Annotated in this window: 17 protein-coding genes; 11 read left to right on the top strand and 6 right to left on the bottom strand. The window is 73.8% G+C overall.

Annotated features, from left to right (window positions below):
- Window positions 1–9: 9 nt before the first annotated feature.
- From SCK26_RS32120 to SCK26_RS32110, 3 genes are all read left to right on the top strand, one after another.
- Window positions 10–687 (top strand): uracil-DNA glycosylase, encoded by a 678-nt coding sequence (locus SCK26_RS32120; protein WP_318204847.1) that lies wholly within the window; start codon window positions 10–12, stop codon window positions 685–687.
- Window positions 684–1,658 carry an N-acetylglucosamine kinase gene (locus SCK26_RS32115; protein ID WP_318204846.1) on the top strand — a complete coding sequence of 325 codons (975 nt, stop codon included), beginning with the start codon at window positions 684–686 and terminating at the stop codon, window positions 1,656–1,658. The genes SCK26_RS32120 and SCK26_RS32115 overlap by 4 nt, the downstream gene beginning before the upstream one ends.
- Before the next feature lie 162 nt (window positions 1,659–1,820).
- The gene (locus SCK26_RS32110) at window positions 1,821–2,747 is read left to right on the top strand and encodes a hypothetical protein (RefSeq protein WP_318204845.1); all 927 of its coding nucleotides are present in this window, start codon (window positions 1,821–1,823) and stop codon (window positions 2,745–2,747) included.
- A gap of 133 nt (window positions 2,748–2,880) precedes the next feature.
- Here SCK26_RS32110 and SCK26_RS32105 read toward each other — a convergent pair whose 3' ends face one another.
- Both SCK26_RS32105 and SCK26_RS32100 read right to left on the bottom strand, forming a co-directional pair.
- Window positions 2,881–3,918 (bottom strand): lactonase family protein, encoded by a 1,038-nt coding sequence (locus tag SCK26_RS32105; RefSeq protein ID WP_318204844.1) that lies wholly within the window; start codon window positions 3,916–3,918, stop codon window positions 2,881–2,883.
- A 118-nt stretch (window positions 3,919–4,036) separates the two neighbouring features.
- Window positions 4,037–5,530: an FUSC family protein gene (locus tag SCK26_RS32100; protein ID WP_318204843.1), complete on the bottom strand. Its 1,494-nt coding sequence runs from the start codon at window positions 5,528–5,530 to the stop codon at window positions 4,037–4,039.
- A 231-nt stretch (window positions 5,531–5,761) separates the two neighbouring features.
- Between SCK26_RS32100 and SCK26_RS32095 the strand changes: the two genes are divergently transcribed.
- Window positions 5,762–6,241: an Lrp/AsnC family transcriptional regulator gene (locus SCK26_RS32095; RefSeq protein WP_181797548.1), complete on the top strand. Its 480-nt coding sequence runs from the start codon at window positions 5,762–5,764 to the stop codon at window positions 6,239–6,241.
- A gap of 206 nt (window positions 6,242–6,447) precedes the next feature.
- The gene (locus SCK26_RS32090; RefSeq protein WP_318204842.1) at window positions 6,448–7,947 is read left to right on the top strand and encodes an MFS transporter; all 1,500 of its coding nucleotides are present in this window, start codon (window positions 6,448–6,450) and stop codon (window positions 7,945–7,947) included.
- A gap of 346 nt (window positions 7,948–8,293) precedes the next feature.
- On the opposite strand, the gene SCK26_RS32085 is transcribed toward SCK26_RS32090, so the two are convergent.
- Window positions 8,294–9,100 carry a LysR family transcriptional regulator substrate-binding protein gene (locus tag SCK26_RS32085; RefSeq protein ID WP_318204841.1) on the bottom strand — a complete coding sequence of 269 codons (807 nt, stop codon included), beginning with the start codon at window positions 9,098–9,100 and terminating at the stop codon, window positions 8,294–8,296.
- Between the two features lie 82 nt (window positions 9,101–9,182).
- Here SCK26_RS32085 and SCK26_RS32080 point away from each other — a divergent pair, with 82 nt between their 5' ends.
- Complete coding sequence (locus SCK26_RS32080; RefSeq protein WP_318204840.1) at window positions 9,183–9,590, top strand: DUF5997 family protein; 408 nt, start codon at window positions 9,183–9,185, stop codon at window positions 9,588–9,590.
- Between the two features lie 58 nt (window positions 9,591–9,648).
- Here SCK26_RS32080 and SCK26_RS32075 read toward each other — a convergent pair whose 3' ends face one another.
- Window positions 9,649–10,071, bottom strand: coding sequence for a secondary thiamine-phosphate synthase enzyme YjbQ (locus SCK26_RS32075; protein WP_318204839.1), 423 nt, complete (start codon window positions 10,069–10,071; stop codon window positions 9,649–9,651).
- A gap of 122 nt (window positions 10,072–10,193) precedes the next feature.
- On the opposite strand from SCK26_RS32075, the gene SCK26_RS32070 reads away from it, so the two are divergent.
- The 5 genes from SCK26_RS32070 to SCK26_RS32050 all read left to right on the top strand — a co-directional run bounded on the left by SCK26_RS32070 (window position 10,194) and on the right by SCK26_RS32050 (window position 14,262).
- Window positions 10,194–10,277 (top strand): putative leader peptide, encoded by an 84-nt coding sequence (locus SCK26_RS32070; RefSeq protein ID WP_318206137.1) that lies wholly within the window; start codon window positions 10,194–10,196, stop codon window positions 10,275–10,277.
- 131 nt (window positions 10,278–10,408) lie between these two features.
- On the top strand, window positions 10,409–11,299 hold the full coding sequence (locus tag SCK26_RS32065; protein ID WP_318204838.1) for an ABC transporter permease: 891 nt from the start codon (window positions 10,409–10,411) through the stop codon (window positions 11,297–11,299).
- On the top strand, window positions 11,272–12,009 hold the full coding sequence (locus SCK26_RS32060; RefSeq protein ID WP_318204837.1) for an ABC transporter ATP-binding protein: 738 nt from the start codon (window positions 11,272–11,274) through the stop codon (window positions 12,007–12,009). The genes SCK26_RS32065 and SCK26_RS32060 overlap by 28 nt, the downstream gene beginning before the upstream one ends.
- A gap of 105 nt (window positions 12,010–12,114) precedes the next feature.
- Window positions 12,115–13,122, top strand: a complete 1,008-nt coding sequence (locus SCK26_RS32055; protein WP_318204836.1) for an ABC transporter substrate-binding protein — start codon at window positions 12,115–12,117, stop codon at window positions 13,120–13,122.
- A gap of 63 nt (window positions 13,123–13,185) precedes the next feature.
- Window positions 13,186–14,262, top strand: coding sequence for an NAD(P)-binding domain-containing protein (locus tag SCK26_RS32050; RefSeq protein ID WP_318204835.1), 1,077 nt, complete (start codon window positions 13,186–13,188; stop codon window positions 14,260–14,262).
- Window positions 14,263–14,273: 11 nt separating this feature from the next.
- Here the strand turns inward: SCK26_RS32050 and mltG are convergent, their stop codons facing one another.
- Both mltG and SCK26_RS32040 read right to left on the bottom strand, forming a co-directional pair.
- Window positions 14,274–15,173 (bottom strand): endolytic transglycosylase MltG, encoded by a 900-nt coding sequence (mltG, locus tag SCK26_RS32045; RefSeq protein WP_318204834.1) that lies wholly within the window; start codon window positions 15,171–15,173, stop codon window positions 14,274–14,276.
- Between the two features lie 43 nt (window positions 15,174–15,216).
- Complete coding sequence (locus SCK26_RS32040) at window positions 15,217–17,019, bottom strand: ABC transporter ATP-binding protein (RefSeq protein WP_318204833.1); 1,803 nt, start codon at window positions 17,017–17,019, stop codon at window positions 15,217–15,219.
- Window positions 17,020–17,091 lie beyond the last annotated feature (72 nt).

The following is a 17,091-nucleotide window of genomic DNA, read 5'->3' as shown; positions in this document are numbered from 1 at the left end:
GTGACGCCCGTGGCACCACGACCGTTGCATGAAATCGTCGAACCGGGCTGGGCGAAAGCCCTGGAACCCGTCGCCGGGCGGATCGCCGAGATGGGCGACTTCCTGCGCGCGGAGATCGCCGCGGGACGCACCTACCTCCCGGCCGGACCGAACGTCCTGCGGGCCTTCCAGCAGCCCTTCGACGAGGTACGCGTCCTGATCGTCGGCCAGGACCCGTACCCCACTCCCGGACACGCGGTAGGTCTGTCGTTCTCCGTGGCGCCGGAGGTACGCCCGCTGCCGCCCAGCCTGATCAACATCTTCCGCGAGCTGCACAGCGACCTCGGGCTGCCGCAGCCGTCCACCGGAGATCTCACTCCGTGGACACAGCAGGGCGTCCTGCTGCTCAACAGGGCGCTGACGACCGCGCCGCGCAGCCCGGGGGCGCACCGCGGCAAGGGCTGGGAGGAGGTCACCGAGCAGGCGATCCGGGCGCTGGCGGCGCGCGGGAAGCCGCTGGTGTCCATCCTGTGGGGCCGCGACGCGCGCAATCTGCGTCCGCTGCTGGGCAGTCTGCCGGCGGTGGAGTCCGCGCACCCCTCGCCCATGTCGGCCGACCGCGGCTTCTTCGGCTCGCGCCCGTTCAGCCGGGCCAACGACCTGCTGATGCAGCAGGGCGGGCAGCCGGTGGACTGGCGCCTGCCGTGACCGTCCCGGGCTATCTCGCCGTGGACTCCGGCGGTTCCGGTCTCCGGGTCGCCGTCGGCGTGCCCGGGCGGGAGCCCTCGGCCCGGGCGGAGACCCGGGAGCCGGTCCGCACCGGTGCGCGGGGCATCGACCCCGTCCATCTGATGGACCAACTCGTCCCGGTGGCACGCTCGTTGGCCGCCGAGGCGGGCCTTGGCACGCTGGACACGGCTGCCGTCGGGGCGGCCGGGTTCGCCAGCCTGGGCGACGCCTTGCGCGCCGAACTGCCCGGCGCGCTCGCCCGGGAGCTGGGCGTGCGTGCCGTGGCGCTGGCCGCGGACGCCGTCACCGCGTACGCCGGCGCTCTCGGGCCGCGTCCGGGGGCCGTGCTGGCCGCGGGCACCGGACTGATCGCCCTCGGCACGGATCTGACGCGCTGGCGGCGGGCCGACGGCTGGGGGCACCTGCTGGGCGACTGCGGCGGCGGCGCCTGGATCGGGCGGGCCGGTCTGGAGGCCGCGCTGCGCGCCCACGACGGCCGGGACGGCGGTTCCGCGCCGCTGCTGGCCCGCGCCGAGGAGCGGTTCGGCCCGGTGCGCGGCCTGCCCGGCCTGCTGTATCCCCGGGCCGACCGGGCCGCCGTACTGGCCTCGTTCGCCCCCCAGGTGGCCGCGTGCGCCGCGCACGACCCGGTCGCCGCGGAGGTGCTGCGCGCGGCGGCCCGGCACATGACCGACTCCGCCGCCGCCGTGTGCCCGCCGGACGGCGCTCCCGAAGTGGCCCTCACCGGCGGCCTGCTCAAGCTGGGCGAGCCGCTCCTCGTCCCGCTGCGCGCGGAGCTGGCGCGCAGGCTGCCGCACGCCCGGCAGGTGCCGGCCGAGGGAGATCCGCTGCACGGCGCGGTGCGGATCGCGACGGACCTGGCGACGGACCGGCTCGCCCTGCCGGCCGAACCGGCGCTGCTGTGCGTGCTCCGGGACGGAAAGGGCTGAAGTCCCGTTCGGGCGTTCCGTCCCGGTGTCGGCTCGTGCGTCCGGCATGTGCCCGGACGGGATGGTATTCACGCGTAACTCATCAGACAAAACCGGACGGATACCGCTCACCTGCACCCTCCCCGAACGAAGGAGCCCACGAAGCCAGTAACATGCGGCGCCATGAGCTCCCCCACTGGACCCGCGTCCGGCCTGCCCGTACGAATGCCGCGACCCCGCCAGCCCGGACGGCACCGCCGTCCGGAGCCGCTGGTGGCTCCCGAGGGCGCGCCCGCGCTCGTCCTCGCGGTGCCCGGCGTGCCCAGCGCCGGCACGCGCGGCCTCGCCGAGGAGGTCGTGAGCATCGCCCGCTCCGAACTGCCCGGCCTGGACGCCCGGATCGGGTACCTGGACGGGGACGACGCCGAGTTCCCCGCGCTGCGCTCCGTGCTGGCGCGCACCGCCGAGGAGCGCGCCGCGCGGTACGAGCAGGCGGTGGCCGCCGGCGTCGAGGGGGTCGGGGAGCCCGACGGCCCGGCCGCCGTCGTCGTTCCGCTGCTGGCCGGTCCGGACAGCGCGCTGCTGCGGCGGATCCGGCAGTCGGTGATGGACAGCCGGGTCGCCGCCGAGCTGACCGATGTCCTCGGGCCGCACCCGCTGCTCGCCGAGGCACTGCACGTGCGGCTGTCCGAGGCGGGTCTGGCCCGTGCCGACCGGGCCCGGCTGTTCACCGTGGCCACCGCCGCCGACGGCATCATCCTGGCGTCCGTGGGCGGCGAGGAGGCCGTGCAGGCGGCCGGGATCACCGGCATGCTGCTCGCCGCCCGCCTGGCCGTGCCGGTGATGGCGGCGGCCCTGGACCAGGAGGGCTCCATCGCCTCCGTGGCCGAGCAGCTGCGTTCCGCGGGTGCGCAGCAGCTGGCCCTGGCGCCGTACCTGATCGGTCCGGAGATCGACCCGGCGCTGCTCGCCGCGGCGGCCGAAGAGGCGGGCAGCCCGGCGGCCGAGGCGCTGGGCGCCTACCCGGCGATCGGCAAGCTCGCGCTCGCCAAGTACACGACGGCGCTGGGCATCGCGCCGCAGCAGCCGCAGGGCGTCCCGGTCCGCTGACCCGGCCGGCCACCGGCGCCGCAGCGGCTCAGGGCTCGTGCACGACACGGGGCCCGCTCCCCGCCGGAGCGGGCCCGTCCGTCGTGCCCGGGCGGCGCCCACGGCGTGGCGGTCCGCTCCCGTCCCCGGCCGCTCAGCCGAAGACGACGCAGGAGGCCGCGGCGACCCGCACGGAGCCGTCGTAGCGGGGGACGCCGGTCGCCGGGTCCACGGCGAACCAGGAGACGTCGCCGGAGCGCTCGTTGGCCGCGTAGAGGAAGCCGTCGTGCTCGGCCAGGGCGCGCGGCCAGTGGCCGCCGCAGGGCACCGTGCCGGTCAGCCGGAGTCCGTCCGCTTCGACGGCGAGGACCGAGAGGACGTCCTCGCCGCGGGTCGCGGTCCACACGAAGCGGCCGTCGGGCGAGACGGCGATCCCCGAGGGGTAGGCGTCGCCGGCCGGCGCGTCGCGCAGTACGGGCACCTCGGTCAGGGGCTTCAGCGTGCCGAGCCCGGCGTCCCAGCGGCACACCGTGACCGTCGGGGTCAGTTCATTGACCACGTAGGCGTGGCCGCCGTCCGGATGGAAGGCCAGGTGGCGGGGGCCGGAGCCGGGCCGCAGGGCGAACTCGCGGTGCACGGCGAGGTTGCCGTCCACCAGGGTGCACACCCGGACCGAGTCCGTCCCGAGGTCGACGCTGACGGCCCACCGGCCGCTGGGGTCGGGCTGCACCTGGTGGGCGTGCGGGCCGCGCTGCCGCCGGTCGTGCGGCCCGGAGCCGGTGTGCTGGAGCCGTCCGGAGGGCGCGCCGGCGAGCGAGCCGTCCGGGCGCAGGGGTACGGCGGTGACGCTGCCGCAGCCGTAGTTGGCGGTCAGGACGTGCCCGGCGTACAGGCTGAGGTGGGTGGGGCCGCTGCCGCCCACGGGCACCGGAGGGCCGGCGGGTTCGGGCCGGCCGCCGGCGACGCGGTAGGCGGCGACGGCTCCCTCGGCGGTCTCGCTGACCGCGTAGAGGGTCCGGCCGTCCGGCGCGAGGGCCAGGTAGGAGGGGTCGGGGACGTCCTGGACGGCGGACAGGAGGGTGAGGGCGCCGCCGCCGGGCGCGACCTCGGCGGCCACCAGTCCGGGGCCGCCGGCCGCCGTGAACGATCCGATGAACGCCCGGCGCCTGCCCGCCCTGCCGTCCCGTGCCACCGCTGTCCCCTCTCGGTCGAGCCCGTCGAGCCAGTCCGGGCCGACGGTAGCAGTCCGCGTGGCGCGGTCTAGACCAAGGGGGCCGAGTGGCAGGGTGGTTCGCGGTGCGCCGGGGCGCTCAGGCGCCGACCAGCCGGGAGCCGGACGGTGTACGCAGCGGCTCCGCGAGGTCGGCGAGGGCGCGCTCCAGGCCGTGCAGATGGGCGAGGGCGGGTTCGGCGGGCTGTTCGGCGGGGTGCCGGAGGGGTTCGGCGCGGCCGGCGGTGAGGGCCTCGACGGCGGTCTCCACGCGCCAGCAGGCGGCGGCGAGCCGGGCGTCGTGGGAGGCCTCCGGGTCGGCGGCGACCGCGACCAGGCCCCGGATCTCGCGGGCGCAGTCGTCGAGCAGCGCGAGGACCCGGCGGGCCCGCGCCTTGCGCGCCGGCATCGGGTTCAGCGGGTGCACCAGCGGCGCCACCGACAGCCGTACCCGGCCGATCAGCTGCTCCAGCTCGGCCACGCGCGGAGCGGGGTCGGCCGTGGCGGAGCCGGCGAGCCGGGCCGCGGCCTCGGCGGTGCAGGCGTGCACACAGCGCAGGGCGCGCTGGATCCAGGCGTCGGTGGTGGCGTGCGTGGTGACCGGCAGCACGAACAGGACGGCGAGCGCGGCGCCGAGCGCGCCGACGCCGGTCTCGGCGAGCCGCAGCGCGAGCAGTCCGGGACCGAGGACGCCGAGCAGGCCGTAGAGGGACGTGGCGAGCAGGGTCACCCAGAGCATCATCCAGGTGTAGGAGACGGCGGCGGTGTAGAAGATACCGAAGACGCACGCGGCGACGAGGACGGCCGTCGGGACGGGCGCGCCGTGCACGGGGACGGCGACGAGGAGGCCCAGGCCGATGCCGAGGACCGTGCCGAGGACCCGGCGGAAGCCGCGGACCAGGGTCTCGCCGCGCGAGGCGGTGTTGACGAAGATCCACCAGGTGGCGCCGACGGCCCAGTACCAGCGGTGTCCGGACACCAGCTGCCCCACGACGAGCGCGAAGCCGGCCCCCGCGGTCGCCTGGACGGCCTGCCGCGTGGTCACGCGGGCGAGGCCCGTACCGCCGAGGGGGGCGGGAACGGGGGCGGCGGGGCTCAGCCGGCGCTCGTAGCACCACAGGCCGAACCGGACGGCGGCCGCCGTGAGCACGGACAGCAGGACGGCGGCGTACAGCTCGGGCAGCTGGTCCGGGACGGCGTGCAGGAACTGGGCCACGAAGAAGGTCATGAAGGCGAAGACGCCGAGGCTGTGCCCGCGCGGGCCCCAGCGGCGGGCGTAGACGCCGGCGCAGACGACGGCCAGGAACGTGAGGTCGCGGGCGACGGGATGGGCGTGCAGCCCGGCCGCGGCGGCGAGCACCGGGACGCCCACGACGGGCAGCAGCGCGGTGGTGACCGCCTGGCCGCGCACGGTCGGATCGGCGACGGTGAACAGGGCCAGCAGGGCGGCGAGTCCCCCGGTGACCGCGCCGGGGAGGGAGTGTCCGGCGAGTCCGCAGACCACGACCGCCAGTCCGATGCCGAGGACGGCCCGCGCGGCGAAGCGCAACCGCGCCCGGCCCGGGTCCGGCGCCACGAACATCCTCTTCAGCACTGCTGCCCTCCCCTTGGGAACACCGATACGGAAAAGGCGCCGCGGGGGTCCGCAGCGCCATTGACACGTCCATGAGAGCATCACCGGGGTCACTGGCTCAAGTGAGCCCCGGATCGCCATGCCATTGGCCCGGCAGGAGCCGCGTACGCGCGTGCGCCGGAAAGCCAACGGACCAGGTCGGAGGGCATGCGCGCCTTCATGGCGGCTGGGCCATTGGTACAGTCGTCCATCATGGCCGTGGACGAACTCGACACCCGCATCCTGCGGCTGCTCCTGGAGCAGCCGCGCACCAGCGTGCGCGAGTACGCCCGCATCCTCGGCGTGGCCCGGGGCACGCTCCAGGCCCGGCTGGACCGGATGGAGCGGGACGGCGTGATCACCGGTACGGGCCCCTCCCTCTCCGCCGCCGCGCTGGGCCATCCGGTGCTGGCGTTCGTGCACATCGAGGTCACCCAGGGACATCTGGACGACGTGGGGGACGCGCTGGCCGCCGTACCGGAGATCGTGGAGGCCTTCTCGATCACCGGCGGCGGGGATCTGCTGGCCCGGGTGGTGGGCCGCGACAACGCGCACCTGGAGGACGTGATCCAGAAGCTGATCAGCCTGCCGGGCGTGGTCCGCACCCGCACCGAGGTGGCGCTGCGCGAGCGGGTCCCGTACCGGCTGCTGCCCCTGGTGGAGTCGGTCGGCCGGGCGACGGCCCGCGGCTGACGGTCGGCGTGCCGGGCGCCATGAGCGATCTGGGCGCACTCTCGGTCGTCTTCGATCTCGACGGAACGCTCGTGGACAGCGAGCCGCACTACTACGAGGCGCACGGTCGGCGTACGCGGGACCGTGCGACGGGGCCCGCCGACCGGTTCCGCTACGGACGGACCTCTGCGCGTGCGCGGCGGACCGTGACTGCATAGCGTGACCCCATGAGCACAGTCCAGGCACGGCCCGCCCCCGACGAGCGGCGGTGGAAGGCGCTCGGGGTCTGTCTGGCGGCGGGATTCATCTCGCTCCTCGACACCTCGATCGTGAACGTGGCACTTCCCTCCCTGGAACGCGGCCTGGGCGCCTCGGAGGCGGTCCAGTCATGGGTGGTCTCCGGGTACGCCCTCACCTTCGGGCTCGCGCTGGTACCGGCCGGACGGCTGGGCGACATGCGCGGCCGGCGGCAGGCCTTCCTGTGGGGCCTGGCCCTGTTCACGGTGGCGTCGCTGGCGTGCGGCCTCGCCTCCGGCCCCGGCTGGCTGGTGGTGTTCCGGCTGATCCAGGGCACGGCGGCGGGCATGGTCGCGCCGCAGACCTCGGGGCTGATCCAGCAGATGTTCCAGGGCGCCGAGCGCGCCAAGGCCTTCGGTGTGCTCGGCACGGTCATCGGGGTGTCCACGGCGGCGGGCCCGCTGGTGGGCGGGCTGCTGATCGATGCCGTGGGCACCGACGACGGCTGGCGCTGGGTGTTCTTCGTCAATCTGCCGATCGGGGTGGCCGCCTTCGTCGCGGGACTGCGGCTGCTGCCCCGCTATCCGGCGGCGGGCAAGCGCGAGGTGTTCGACCTGTGCGGGGTGCTGCTCCTCGGCGCGGGCGTGCTGGCGCTGATGCTGCCTCTGGTGCAGGAGCAGCAGTGGCCCGGCCGGGAGAAGTGGGCGCTGATGCCGCTCGCGCTGGTGCTGCTGGGCGCGTTCTGGGCGTGGGAACGGCGGCAGGGGCTGCTCGGGCGCGCTCCGCTGGTGGACCTCGGCCTGTTCTCGCTGCGCTCGTTCACGCTGGGCTCGCTGATCAGCCTCACCTACTTCGCGGGCTTCACCACCGTTTTCTTCCTCTACGCCCTGTACCTCCAGAACGGCGTGGGCTACAGCGCGCTGGCGTCGGGACTGACGGTCCTGCCCTTCGCGGCGGCCTCCGCGGCCGGCGCCGCCGCCGGCGGCCGGCTGGTGGTGCGGTTCGGCCGCAAACTCGTCGTCATCGGGCTGGGCGGCGTGGCCCTCGGGCTGCTCGGAGTCATGGTCGCGGTGGCCCTCGTCCCCGGACCGAACCTGGGCTGGGCGTCGGCGCTGCCGCTGCTCGTCGGAGGCATCGGGTCCGGCCTGACGGTCTCCCCGAACACCACTCTCACGCTCACCCGGGTCCCCGTACAGCGAGCGGGCGCGGCCGGCGGCGTCCTCCAGACGGGCCAGCGCGTCGGCTCGGCGGCCGGGATCGCGGTGGTGGGCTCGGTGTACTTCGCCCATCTCGCCAACCACGGCCGCACCGATACGGCGATGCAGCTGGGGCTGCTCTCCGCGGTGGGCATCATCCTGGTCGCCCTGCTGCTGGCGGTCGCCGACCTGCGGGAACGCCATGTGCGGCCCGAGCCGGAGAAGGCCGCGGAGCCCGCCGGGCGGGGCTGGGGGGAGGACGGCGTCGAGGAGGGGGTACGGCCCGGCAGGTGAGGCGAGGAAGGCGGCCGGGCCGTACCGGCGACCGCGCTCACCACCGCGTACGGCAGGACGTCCCGACGACGCCTTCCGGCACCGCGCCGGGCAGGCGGCGCCCCTGTGCCCGTGGGCCCGCGTCAGACCGCACGCGCCTGCGCGCCCCGACCCGTATCAAGCCGCACGCCCTTGCGCGCCCGGGCCCGTACCAGGCCACACGCCCTTGCGCGCTCCGCCCTGTGCCAGGCCGTACCGCCTCTGCGGCCCCGCGCCGTGTCGAGCCGTACGTCCTCGCGGCCTCCGGCCGGCTTGGGGTGATGCGGTCCGCCTTTGCGCCGTCGGTCCTCTCGTCCGGCGCCCCGCCTCACGACCTGCGGCGCGGCTTGCCCCGCTTGGCCGGTTTGGCCGTCCGGGCGCCGCCGGTGCGGGCGCCCGCCGTACGGCCCGCCGGCTTCCCGGACGACTTCGCCGAGGCCTTCGAGGACGACTTGCCGGAGGACTTCGCCGCCGGTTTCTGCTGGTCGGTGCGCGTGCGCCGGTCGTCGGTCCCGGGCGCCGCCGTACGGCCCCGGGTGCTGTTGACCGTGCGGCCGCGGACGATGCCGATGAAGTCCTCCACCAGGTCGGTGGTGGCCTCCTCCGGCCAGGACAGCGCGACGCTCGACTGCGGCGCGTCGACGACCGGGCGGTAGGTGAGGTCCCGGCGGTGGTACAGGCGGGCCAGCGACTGCGGCACGAGCAGGAGGCCGACGTTCGCCGCCACCAGCTCGATGGCGTCCGGCGTCGTGGCGGGGCGTTCGAAGGCCGGTTCGCCCGGCGGGGCCTCCCAGTCGAAGACGTCGTCCAGCGGGTGGAAGAGCACCTCGTCGGCGAGGTCGGCCAGGGTCACCTCCTCCGCGGCCGTGATCAGGTGGTCCTTGGGGACGATGACCACCGTGGTCTCGGTGTACAGCGGGATCGCGCTGAAGTACGTACGGTCGACCGGCAGCCGGACGAGGCCGGCGTCCGCCTCCCCCGCGCGCAGCACCCCCGGCGCCTCGGCGGCCGGGATTTGGGCGAGGGTGAGCTGGATGCCGGGATGGCGCTCGTTCCAGACCTTCACCCACTTGGCGGGCGTCACCCCGGGAACGTACGCGAGCCGGAACGACGGTGATTCCTCCGAGCCTGTCACCGGGCCAGACTACCGGCCGCCGGCGTCGCCCCGGTCCCGGCCGTGGTCGGCGTCCGCGCAGCCGGCCGATACCCTTGACCTCATGAAGTCGCAGCAGAACACCCAGACGATGAAGCCCGCGACCGCGGCGAAGAAGCTGGGTGTGTACCTCCCCGCCACCCCCGCCTCCTTCCAGGAGGGTGTGGTCACCCGCGCCGAGCTGACCGAGCTGCAGGCCGACCCGCCGGAGTGGCTGCGCGAGCTGCGGCTCAACGGTCCCCACCCGCGCCCGGTGGTGGCCGCCAAGCTGGGCGTGTCCATCGCGGGCCTGGCCCGCGGCGGCGTCACCGAGGCGCTGACCACCGAGCAGATCGAGGCGCTCAAGCAGGAGCGGCCCGAGTGGCTGGAGAAGGAGCGCGCCACCCAGGCCGAGGTCCGCAAGGAAGCCGCGCGGCTGAAGAACCTGAAGAAGGAGAAGGCGGACCAGGAGGACACCGCCGGGCGTCACTGACCCGTCCGGTCCGGCCGGCGGAACTCCTCGGCCGGCAATGCGGCCCAGCCGAGGAGACTCAGCCGAGGAAACTCAGGCGTACCCGACGGTCGGGATTGTCCTTGTTGGTGTCCACCAGGCACACCGACTGCCAGGTGCCCAACTCCAGGCGGCCGTCGATCACCGGAAGGGTGGCGTGCGGCGGGACGATCGCGGGCAGGACGTGATCGCGGCCGTGGCCGGGGCTGCCGTGCCGGTGCTGCCAGCGGTCGTCGGCGGGCAGCAGGGTGTGCAGGGCCGCGAGGAGGTCGTCGTCGCTGCCGGAGCCGGTCTCGATGACGGCGATCCCGGCGGTGGCGTGTGGGACGAAGATGTTGAGCAGACCGTCCCGGCCGGCCGCCGCCTCCCGCAGGAACTCCTCGCAGTCGGCGGTCAGATCGACGACACGCTCCCGGGAACCGGTGGAGACGTGCAGCATGCGCGTGGTGAAGGCATCGGACATGCCCCCATCCTGACCCATACGCCGGTTTTCACACGCGTCGGCAGCCCTCAATTCTGATACGGCCGGTCCATAACGCGAGACACCGTTGACCTGTGCACGTCCCTCTGACTACGTTCGGCCGCATGTCGCGTTCAGCCCTGCTCACCACGCGCGGTCACATCGACCTGCTGCGGGTGGCCTCCGCCGCGTGTCCCCTCGGCCGCTGACGCCCCTCTCTCCCCCCTTCTCCTCCGCTCGGACTCCGGGCCGCCCCTGCCTGCCCGTACGCACGCCTTGACCGCTCATTGACCTGAGCATGGCGAGGCGGCGCGGAGCCGTCTCCTTTTCCGGAGCGTCCATGAGCATCAGCCACGCCCCGCCCAATCCCCCATCAACCGACACGTCCGGTACCTCCACACCGGAACATCCTGACGGAAGCGCGTCCCCCGACCTCCAGCGCGTCGTCCCCGTCTCCGTCCGCCGTACCCGGATCCCCCGCTGGCTGCGCCGCGCCACCGGCCCGCTCCTGCTCCTGGCCCTGTGGCAACTCCTCAGCGCCACAGGGCTGTTGACGGCGGACGTGCTCGCCTCGCCCGGCCGGATCGCCCGGGTCGGCTGGGACCTGGTCGGCGACGGCTCGCTGCCGTCGGCCATGGCGACCTCGCTCCGGCGGGTGGCGCTGGGCCTGCTGTTCGGCACGGTGACCGGCACCGGACTCGCCTTGGTCGCGGGGCTGTTCCGGATCGGCGAGGACCTGGTGGACGCGCCGGTGCAGATGCTGCGGACGGTGCCGTTCGTCGGTCTCATCCCGTTGTTCATCATCTGGTTCGGCATCGGTGAGGCCCCGAAGACCGCGATCATCACGCTCGGCGTCACCTTCCCGCTCTACCTCAACGTCTACGCGGGCATCCGCGGTGTCGACGCCCAGCTCGTCGAGGCCGGTGAGTCACTGGGACTGTCCCGGTGGGGGCTGGTACGGCACGTCGTCCTGCCGGGCGCGCTGCCCGGGGCGCTGACCGGGCTGCGCTACTCGCTCGGCATCGCCTGGCTCGCTCTCGTCTTCGCCGAGCAGGTCAACGCCGACGCCGGCATCGGCTTTCTGATGGTCCAGGCGCGGGACTTCCTGCGGACCGACGTGATCGTGGTCTGCCTGATCGTCTACGCCTTCCTCGGCCTGCTCGCCGACTTCGTCGTCCGCTCCCTCGAAAGGCTGCTGCTGCAATGGCGACCGACGTTCACCGGACGATGACCGCGCCCGCGGTCCATGTCGAGGGGCTGACCCGCTCCTTCGACGGCCGCGCGGTCATCGACGACCTGCGACTCGACATCGCGCCCGGCGAGTTCGTGGCCCTGCTCGGCCGCAGCGGCTGCGGCAAGTCGACCCTGCTGCGCATCCTCGCGGGCCTGGACCGGGACATCGAGGGCACGGCACTGGTCCCGCACCGCCGGGCCGTCGCCTTCCAGGCACCCCGGCTCATGCCCTGGAAGAAGGTGTGGCGCAACGTCCTGCTCGGGCTGCCCGGCAGGCCCGGACGAGCCGTCGCCGAACGGGTGTTGGACGAGGTCGGTCTCGATCACCGCGTCGACGCCTGGCCGAAGACGCTGTCCGGCGGCGAGGCCCAGCGCGCCTCCCTCGCCCGCGCCCTGGTGCGCGAACCCGATCTGCTGCTGCTCGACGAGCCGTTCGGCGCCCTCGACGCGCTGACCCGGATCAAGGCCCAGCGCCTGGTCGGGGAGGTGTGGCAGCGCCGGGGTTGCGCGGTGCTGCTGGTCACGCACGACGTCGAGGAGGCCGTGCTGCTCGCCGACCGCGTCCTGGTGATGGACCAGGGCCGGATCGCCCACGAACAGCACATCGGCCTCGACCGGCCGCGCGAGATCACCGATCCCCGGTTCGCCGCGCTCCGCGCCCGGCTGCTCGGACTCCTCGGCGTCGACACCGCCCCCGAAACCGCCTGACCCCCGCGCCCGCGCCCACCTTCGCGCCCCCGCACCCTCGCACCCTCGCACCCTCGCACCCTCGCACCCTCGCGCCCTCGCGCCCTCGCACCGGAACGGAACCCCATGCGACGACGACTCCTCCCCGCCGCACTGCTCCTGCCCTTCGCCCTGCTGCTCACCGCCTGCGGCGGAAGCTCGTCCGCGAGCACCGACACCGACGGAACGGGCTCGGTCACGCTGGACGTCGGCGACCAGAAAGGCGGTTCGGAAGCCATCCTGCGGGCCGCCGGTGAGCTGGAGAACCTGCACTACAAGATCAAGTGGTCGACGTTCACCTCCGGCCCGCCGCTGCTGGAGGCCGTCAACGCCAAGGCCGTCGACATAGGCGGCGTCGGCAACACCCCGCCCGTCTTCGCGGCCGGCGCCGGCTCGAAGATCACCGTCGTGGCGGCCTGGCACGGCACCTCCAAGGGCGACACCATCCTGGTGCCGAACGGCTCGGAACTGACCGCAACCCGGCAGCTCGAGGGCAGGTCCGTCGCCGTCGCCCAGGGCTCGTCCGCCCACTACCAACTGGTCGCCTCGCTCGAGAAGGCGGGACTGGGCCTGTCCGACGTCAAGGTCAAGTACCTCCAGCCGGCCGACGCGCTCGCCGCGTTCACCTCCGGCAAGGTCGACGCCTGGGCGGTCTGGGACCCGTACACCTCGCAGATCCTCCAGGCGAAGCAGGGCCGGGTGCTGACCACCGGGGACGGCGTCACCAACGGCCTCACCTTCCAGGTGGCCTCGCCCGCCGCGCTGAAGGACCGCGAGAAGGCCGCCGCCATCAAGGACTACCTGGCACGGCTGCGGCGGGCCACGGACTGGGTGGACGGCCACCAGGAGGAGTGGGCCAAGGTGTGGGCCGAAGACACCGGTCTGCCGTACGAGGTGGCGCTGGCCTCCGTGCGGCGCACGAACTCCACCCGCGTCGCGGTCGCCGTCGACGATCCGCTGGTCGCCTCGGAGCAGCGGATCACCGACACCTTCGCCGAGCTGGGGCTCATCCCGCACAAGGTCGGCTTCGGCGGCTTCGTGGACCGTCGGTACAACGGCGGACTCCCGCCGTCGACGACCCCGGCCAGGCACTGACGACTCCGGTCGGGAACCGGACCGCCGGGAAGATCCGTGCGCCGGTTCCTGTTGGGAACAGGCGTGAACGCAGCACGCGAGGTCGAGGTCGTCGTCGTGGGAGCGGGCCAGGCAGGTCTGTCCGCCGCCTATCACCTGCGGCGGTCCGGTGCCGGTCCGGGCCGCGACTTCGCGGTCCTCGACCACTCCCCCGGGCCCGGCGGCGCCTGGCAGTTCCGGTGGCCCTCGCTGACGTTCGGCAAGGTGCACGGGATGCACGCGCTGCCCGGCATGGAGCTGACGGACGCCGACCCGGCGCGGCCCTCGGCCGAGGTGGTCCGGGAGTACTTCGACCGGTACGAGCGCGCGTTCGACCTGCGGGTACGGCGGCCCGTGGACGTCCGCACGGTACGCGAGGGCGCCGGGGGGCGGCTGCTCGTGGAGACGTCGGAGGGCATCTGGGCGACCCGGGCGCTGATCAATGCGACCGGCACCTGGGACCGGCCGTTCTGGCCGCGCTATCCCGGCCAGGAGACCTTCCGCGGGCGGCAGTTGCACACCGCGCGATACGCGGGTCCCGAGGAGTTCGCCGGCCGGCGGGTCGTGGTGGTGGGCGGTGGGGCGTCGGGCACCCAGCACCTGCTGGAGCTGGCCCCGTACGCCGCCGCGACCACCTGGGTCACCCGGCGGCCCCCGGTCTTCCGCGAGGGGCCGTTCGACGAGGAGGCGGGCCGCGCGGCCGTCGCACTGGTGGAGGAGCGGGTGCGCCGGGGGCTGCCGCCGCGCAGTGTGGTCTCGGTCACCGGGCTGCCGCTGAACGACGCGATCCGGCGGGGTCTCGCGGACGGGGTCCTGGACCGGCTGCCCATGTTCGACCGGATCACCCCGGACGGCGTGGAATGGCGGGACGGGCGGAAGGTCGCGGCCGACGTGATCCTGTGGGCGACCGGTTTCCGGGCCGCGCTCGACCATCTCGCGCCGCTCGGGCTGCGCGAGCCGGGCGGCGGCATCCGGCTGGAGGGCACCCGCGCGGTCGCCGATCCGCGGGTGCATCTCCTCGGCTACGGCCCCTCGGCCAGCACCATCGGAGCCAACCGGGCCGGACGCGCGGCCGTCCGGGACATCCGTCGGCTGCTCGACGGCGAGCCCCTCGCCGCGTGACGTTCCGCCGCTCAGCCGGCCGAGGGCTGCGCGGGGACCGGGGAGGGCGAGGACCAGGGCACGCCGCCGTCCGGCGAGGCCGGTGCGGCGCTCTGGTGGACGGCGTGGAACTCGGCCACGTTCCGCAGGTGCTCGTCGTAGTCGGCGGTGAAGCGGGTGTCCCCGGGCCGGACCGTGACGAAGTAGAGCCAGTCGCCCGGCGTGGGGTTGAGGGCGGCGCGCATGGCGTCCGCTCCGGGGTTGTCGATCGGGGTCGGGGGCAGGCCCATGCGCTGATAGGAGTTGTACGGGCTCTGCACCTGGCCGCTGCTGCCGGCCTGGACCGGGTCGTGGTCGAGCGCGTAGCTGACCGTCGAGTCCATTTGCAGCGGCATCCCGCGGGCCAGCCGGTTGAGGATGACCCGGGCGATCTTGCCCATGTCCGCCTTGGAGCCGGCCTCGGCCTGGACGATGCTGGCGACCGTGACGGCCTGGTGGAGGTTCATGGCGTTGCGCTGGGCCCCCGCCGTGACCGGCGCGAGGCCGTATTTGTCGTTGGCGGTGTCGACCATGGTGCGCAGCAGCGACTCGGGGGTCGCGCCTTCCGGGATCGGGTACGTCGCCGGGAAGAGATAGCCCTCCGGGTTGCCCTCGGCCTCGCCGGGCAGTCTGAGCGCCGCCTTGCCGAGCGACTTGCGGGTGCTGCCCGGGGGCAGCCGGAGCGCCTTGTCGACCGCGTCGTACACCTGATTCGCGCGCCAGCCTTCCGGGATGACCAGTGTGGCGGGCCTGGTCTGCTCGCGGTCGCTCGCGAGCAGCAGCAGCGGCACCGCCACGGCGGTGCCGGCCGCGACGGCGCCGGCCACGATGGTGAGGAGTCTGCCCCGGCGTGTCAGTCGGATCGTGCTCCGTGGCGGAGTGTTCGTCTGCATGCGGGCACGTTAATACGCACATCGTCATAAACCTGGCATATGTTCAGTCTGTCGGTCGCAATCGCGCATCGCGGCGCACCAGGGCCGCGTACCGGCCGTCGCGCTCCAGGAGTTCCTCGTGCGTGCCGCGTTCGGCGACGCGTCCGGAGTCCAGCACCACGATCTGGTCGGCACCGCGGACGGTGGACAGCCGGTGGGCGATGGTGATCGTGGTGCGGTCGGCCGACAGCGCGTCGATGGCCTGCTGGACGGCGGCCTCCGTGCGGGTGTCGAGCGCACTGGTCGCCTCGTCCAGGATGAGGACCGGCGGATCGCGCAGGATGGTGCGGGCTATGGCCAGGCGCTGCTTCTCGCCGCCGGAGAAGCGGTGGCCGCGTTCGCCCACGACCGTGTCGTAGCCGTCGGGCAGTGCCGTGATGTGCTCGTGGATCTGCGCGGCAGCGGCCGCCGCGTGCAGTTCCGCGTCGGTGGCGTCCGGCTTGGCGAAGCGCAGGTTGTCGGCGACCGAGGCGTGGAAGAGGTAGGTCTCCTGGGAGACGACGCCGACCGCGCGGGCGAGCGTGTCGAAGTCGAGGTCGCGGACGTCCACTCCGTCCAGCGTGACCCGGCCGCCGGTGACGTCGTACAGGCGCGGCACCAGATAGCCGAGCGTGGACTTGCCGGCGCCGGTGGGACCGACGACGGCGAGGCTGCCGCCGGCCGGCACGGTGATGTCGACGCCGTCGAGGACGGGGCCGCCCTTGTCGTCGTAGCGGAACTCGACGTCCTCGAAGCGGACTTCGCCCTTGACCGTGTCGAGGCGGACCGGTCGCTCGCGCTCGGTGATGTCGACCGGCAGGTCCAGGTACTCGAAGATGCGCTGGAAGAGCGCCAGGGAGGTCTGGATCTGGACGCCGGTCGCGAGCAGGCTCACGGCCGGGCGGAACAGGCCCTGCTGGAGCGAGACGAAGGCGACGATGGTGCCGAGGGAGACCTCGGGGCCGCCGAACCGGAGGGCGAGGCCGGCGGTCCAGTAGATGACGGCGGGCATGGCGGCCATCACGATCGTGATCACGGCCATGCGCCAGCGCCCGGCCATGTTCGCTCTGACCTCGAGGTCGACCAGGCGGTCGGACTCCGCGGCGAAGGACGCGGTCAGCGAGTCGGAACGGCCCATGGTGCGGCCGAGCAGGATGCCGCTGACCGAGAGCGACTCGGTGACGGTGGCCGCCATCGCGGCCATCTGTTTCTGCCGCTGGGTGGTGATCTTCTTGCGTTCGTTGCCGACGCGGCGGCTGATCCAGACGAACGCCGGCAGCAGGACGAGCGAGACGATCGTCAGCCGCCAGTCCAGCGCGACCATCGCGACGACCGTGGCGACCACGCTGGTGACGTTGGAGACCAGGGAGGTGGCGGTGGAGGTGACGGTGGCCTGCATGCCGCCGATGTCGTTGGCGATGCGGGACTGCACCTCGCCGGTGCGGGTGCGGGTGAAGAAGGCGAGCGACATGCGCTGGAGCCGGCCGTAGACCGCCGTGCGCAGATCGTGCATGACCCGCTGGCCGACGGTCGTCGAGATCAGCGTCTGGAGCACGCCGAAGACGCCGGCCAGGACGGCGCTGAGGATCATGCCGAGCGCGAGCAGGCTCAGCAGACCCGTGCGGCCCTCGGGGATGGCGACGTCGAGCGTCTCCCGCAGCAGGAACGGCGTGGCCACCGAGACGAGCGAGGAGGCGCCGACGAGCAGCCCGACGATGGCGAGGCGCCCGCGGTAGGGACGGAAGAGCCGCAGGATGCGGCGCACCTGCCGGGGCTGCTCGCCGGCGTCGGCAGGTGGGGTCCAGGAGGGTTCACGGTCGGGATGCATGGGCTCCTACGGAGGGGAAACGGGCGCCGGCCTACGGCACCGACGATGCCTGACTGATCGTAGCTCATTGTT

Origin of the sequence: Streptomyces sp. SCL15-4 (assembly GCF_033366695.1) — a bacterium.
In the GTDB taxonomy this organism is placed as follows: domain Bacteria; phylum Actinomycetota; class Actinomycetes; order Streptomycetales; family Streptomycetaceae; genus Streptomyces.
This window is presented reverse-complemented; position numbering and strand designations above follow the sequence as displayed.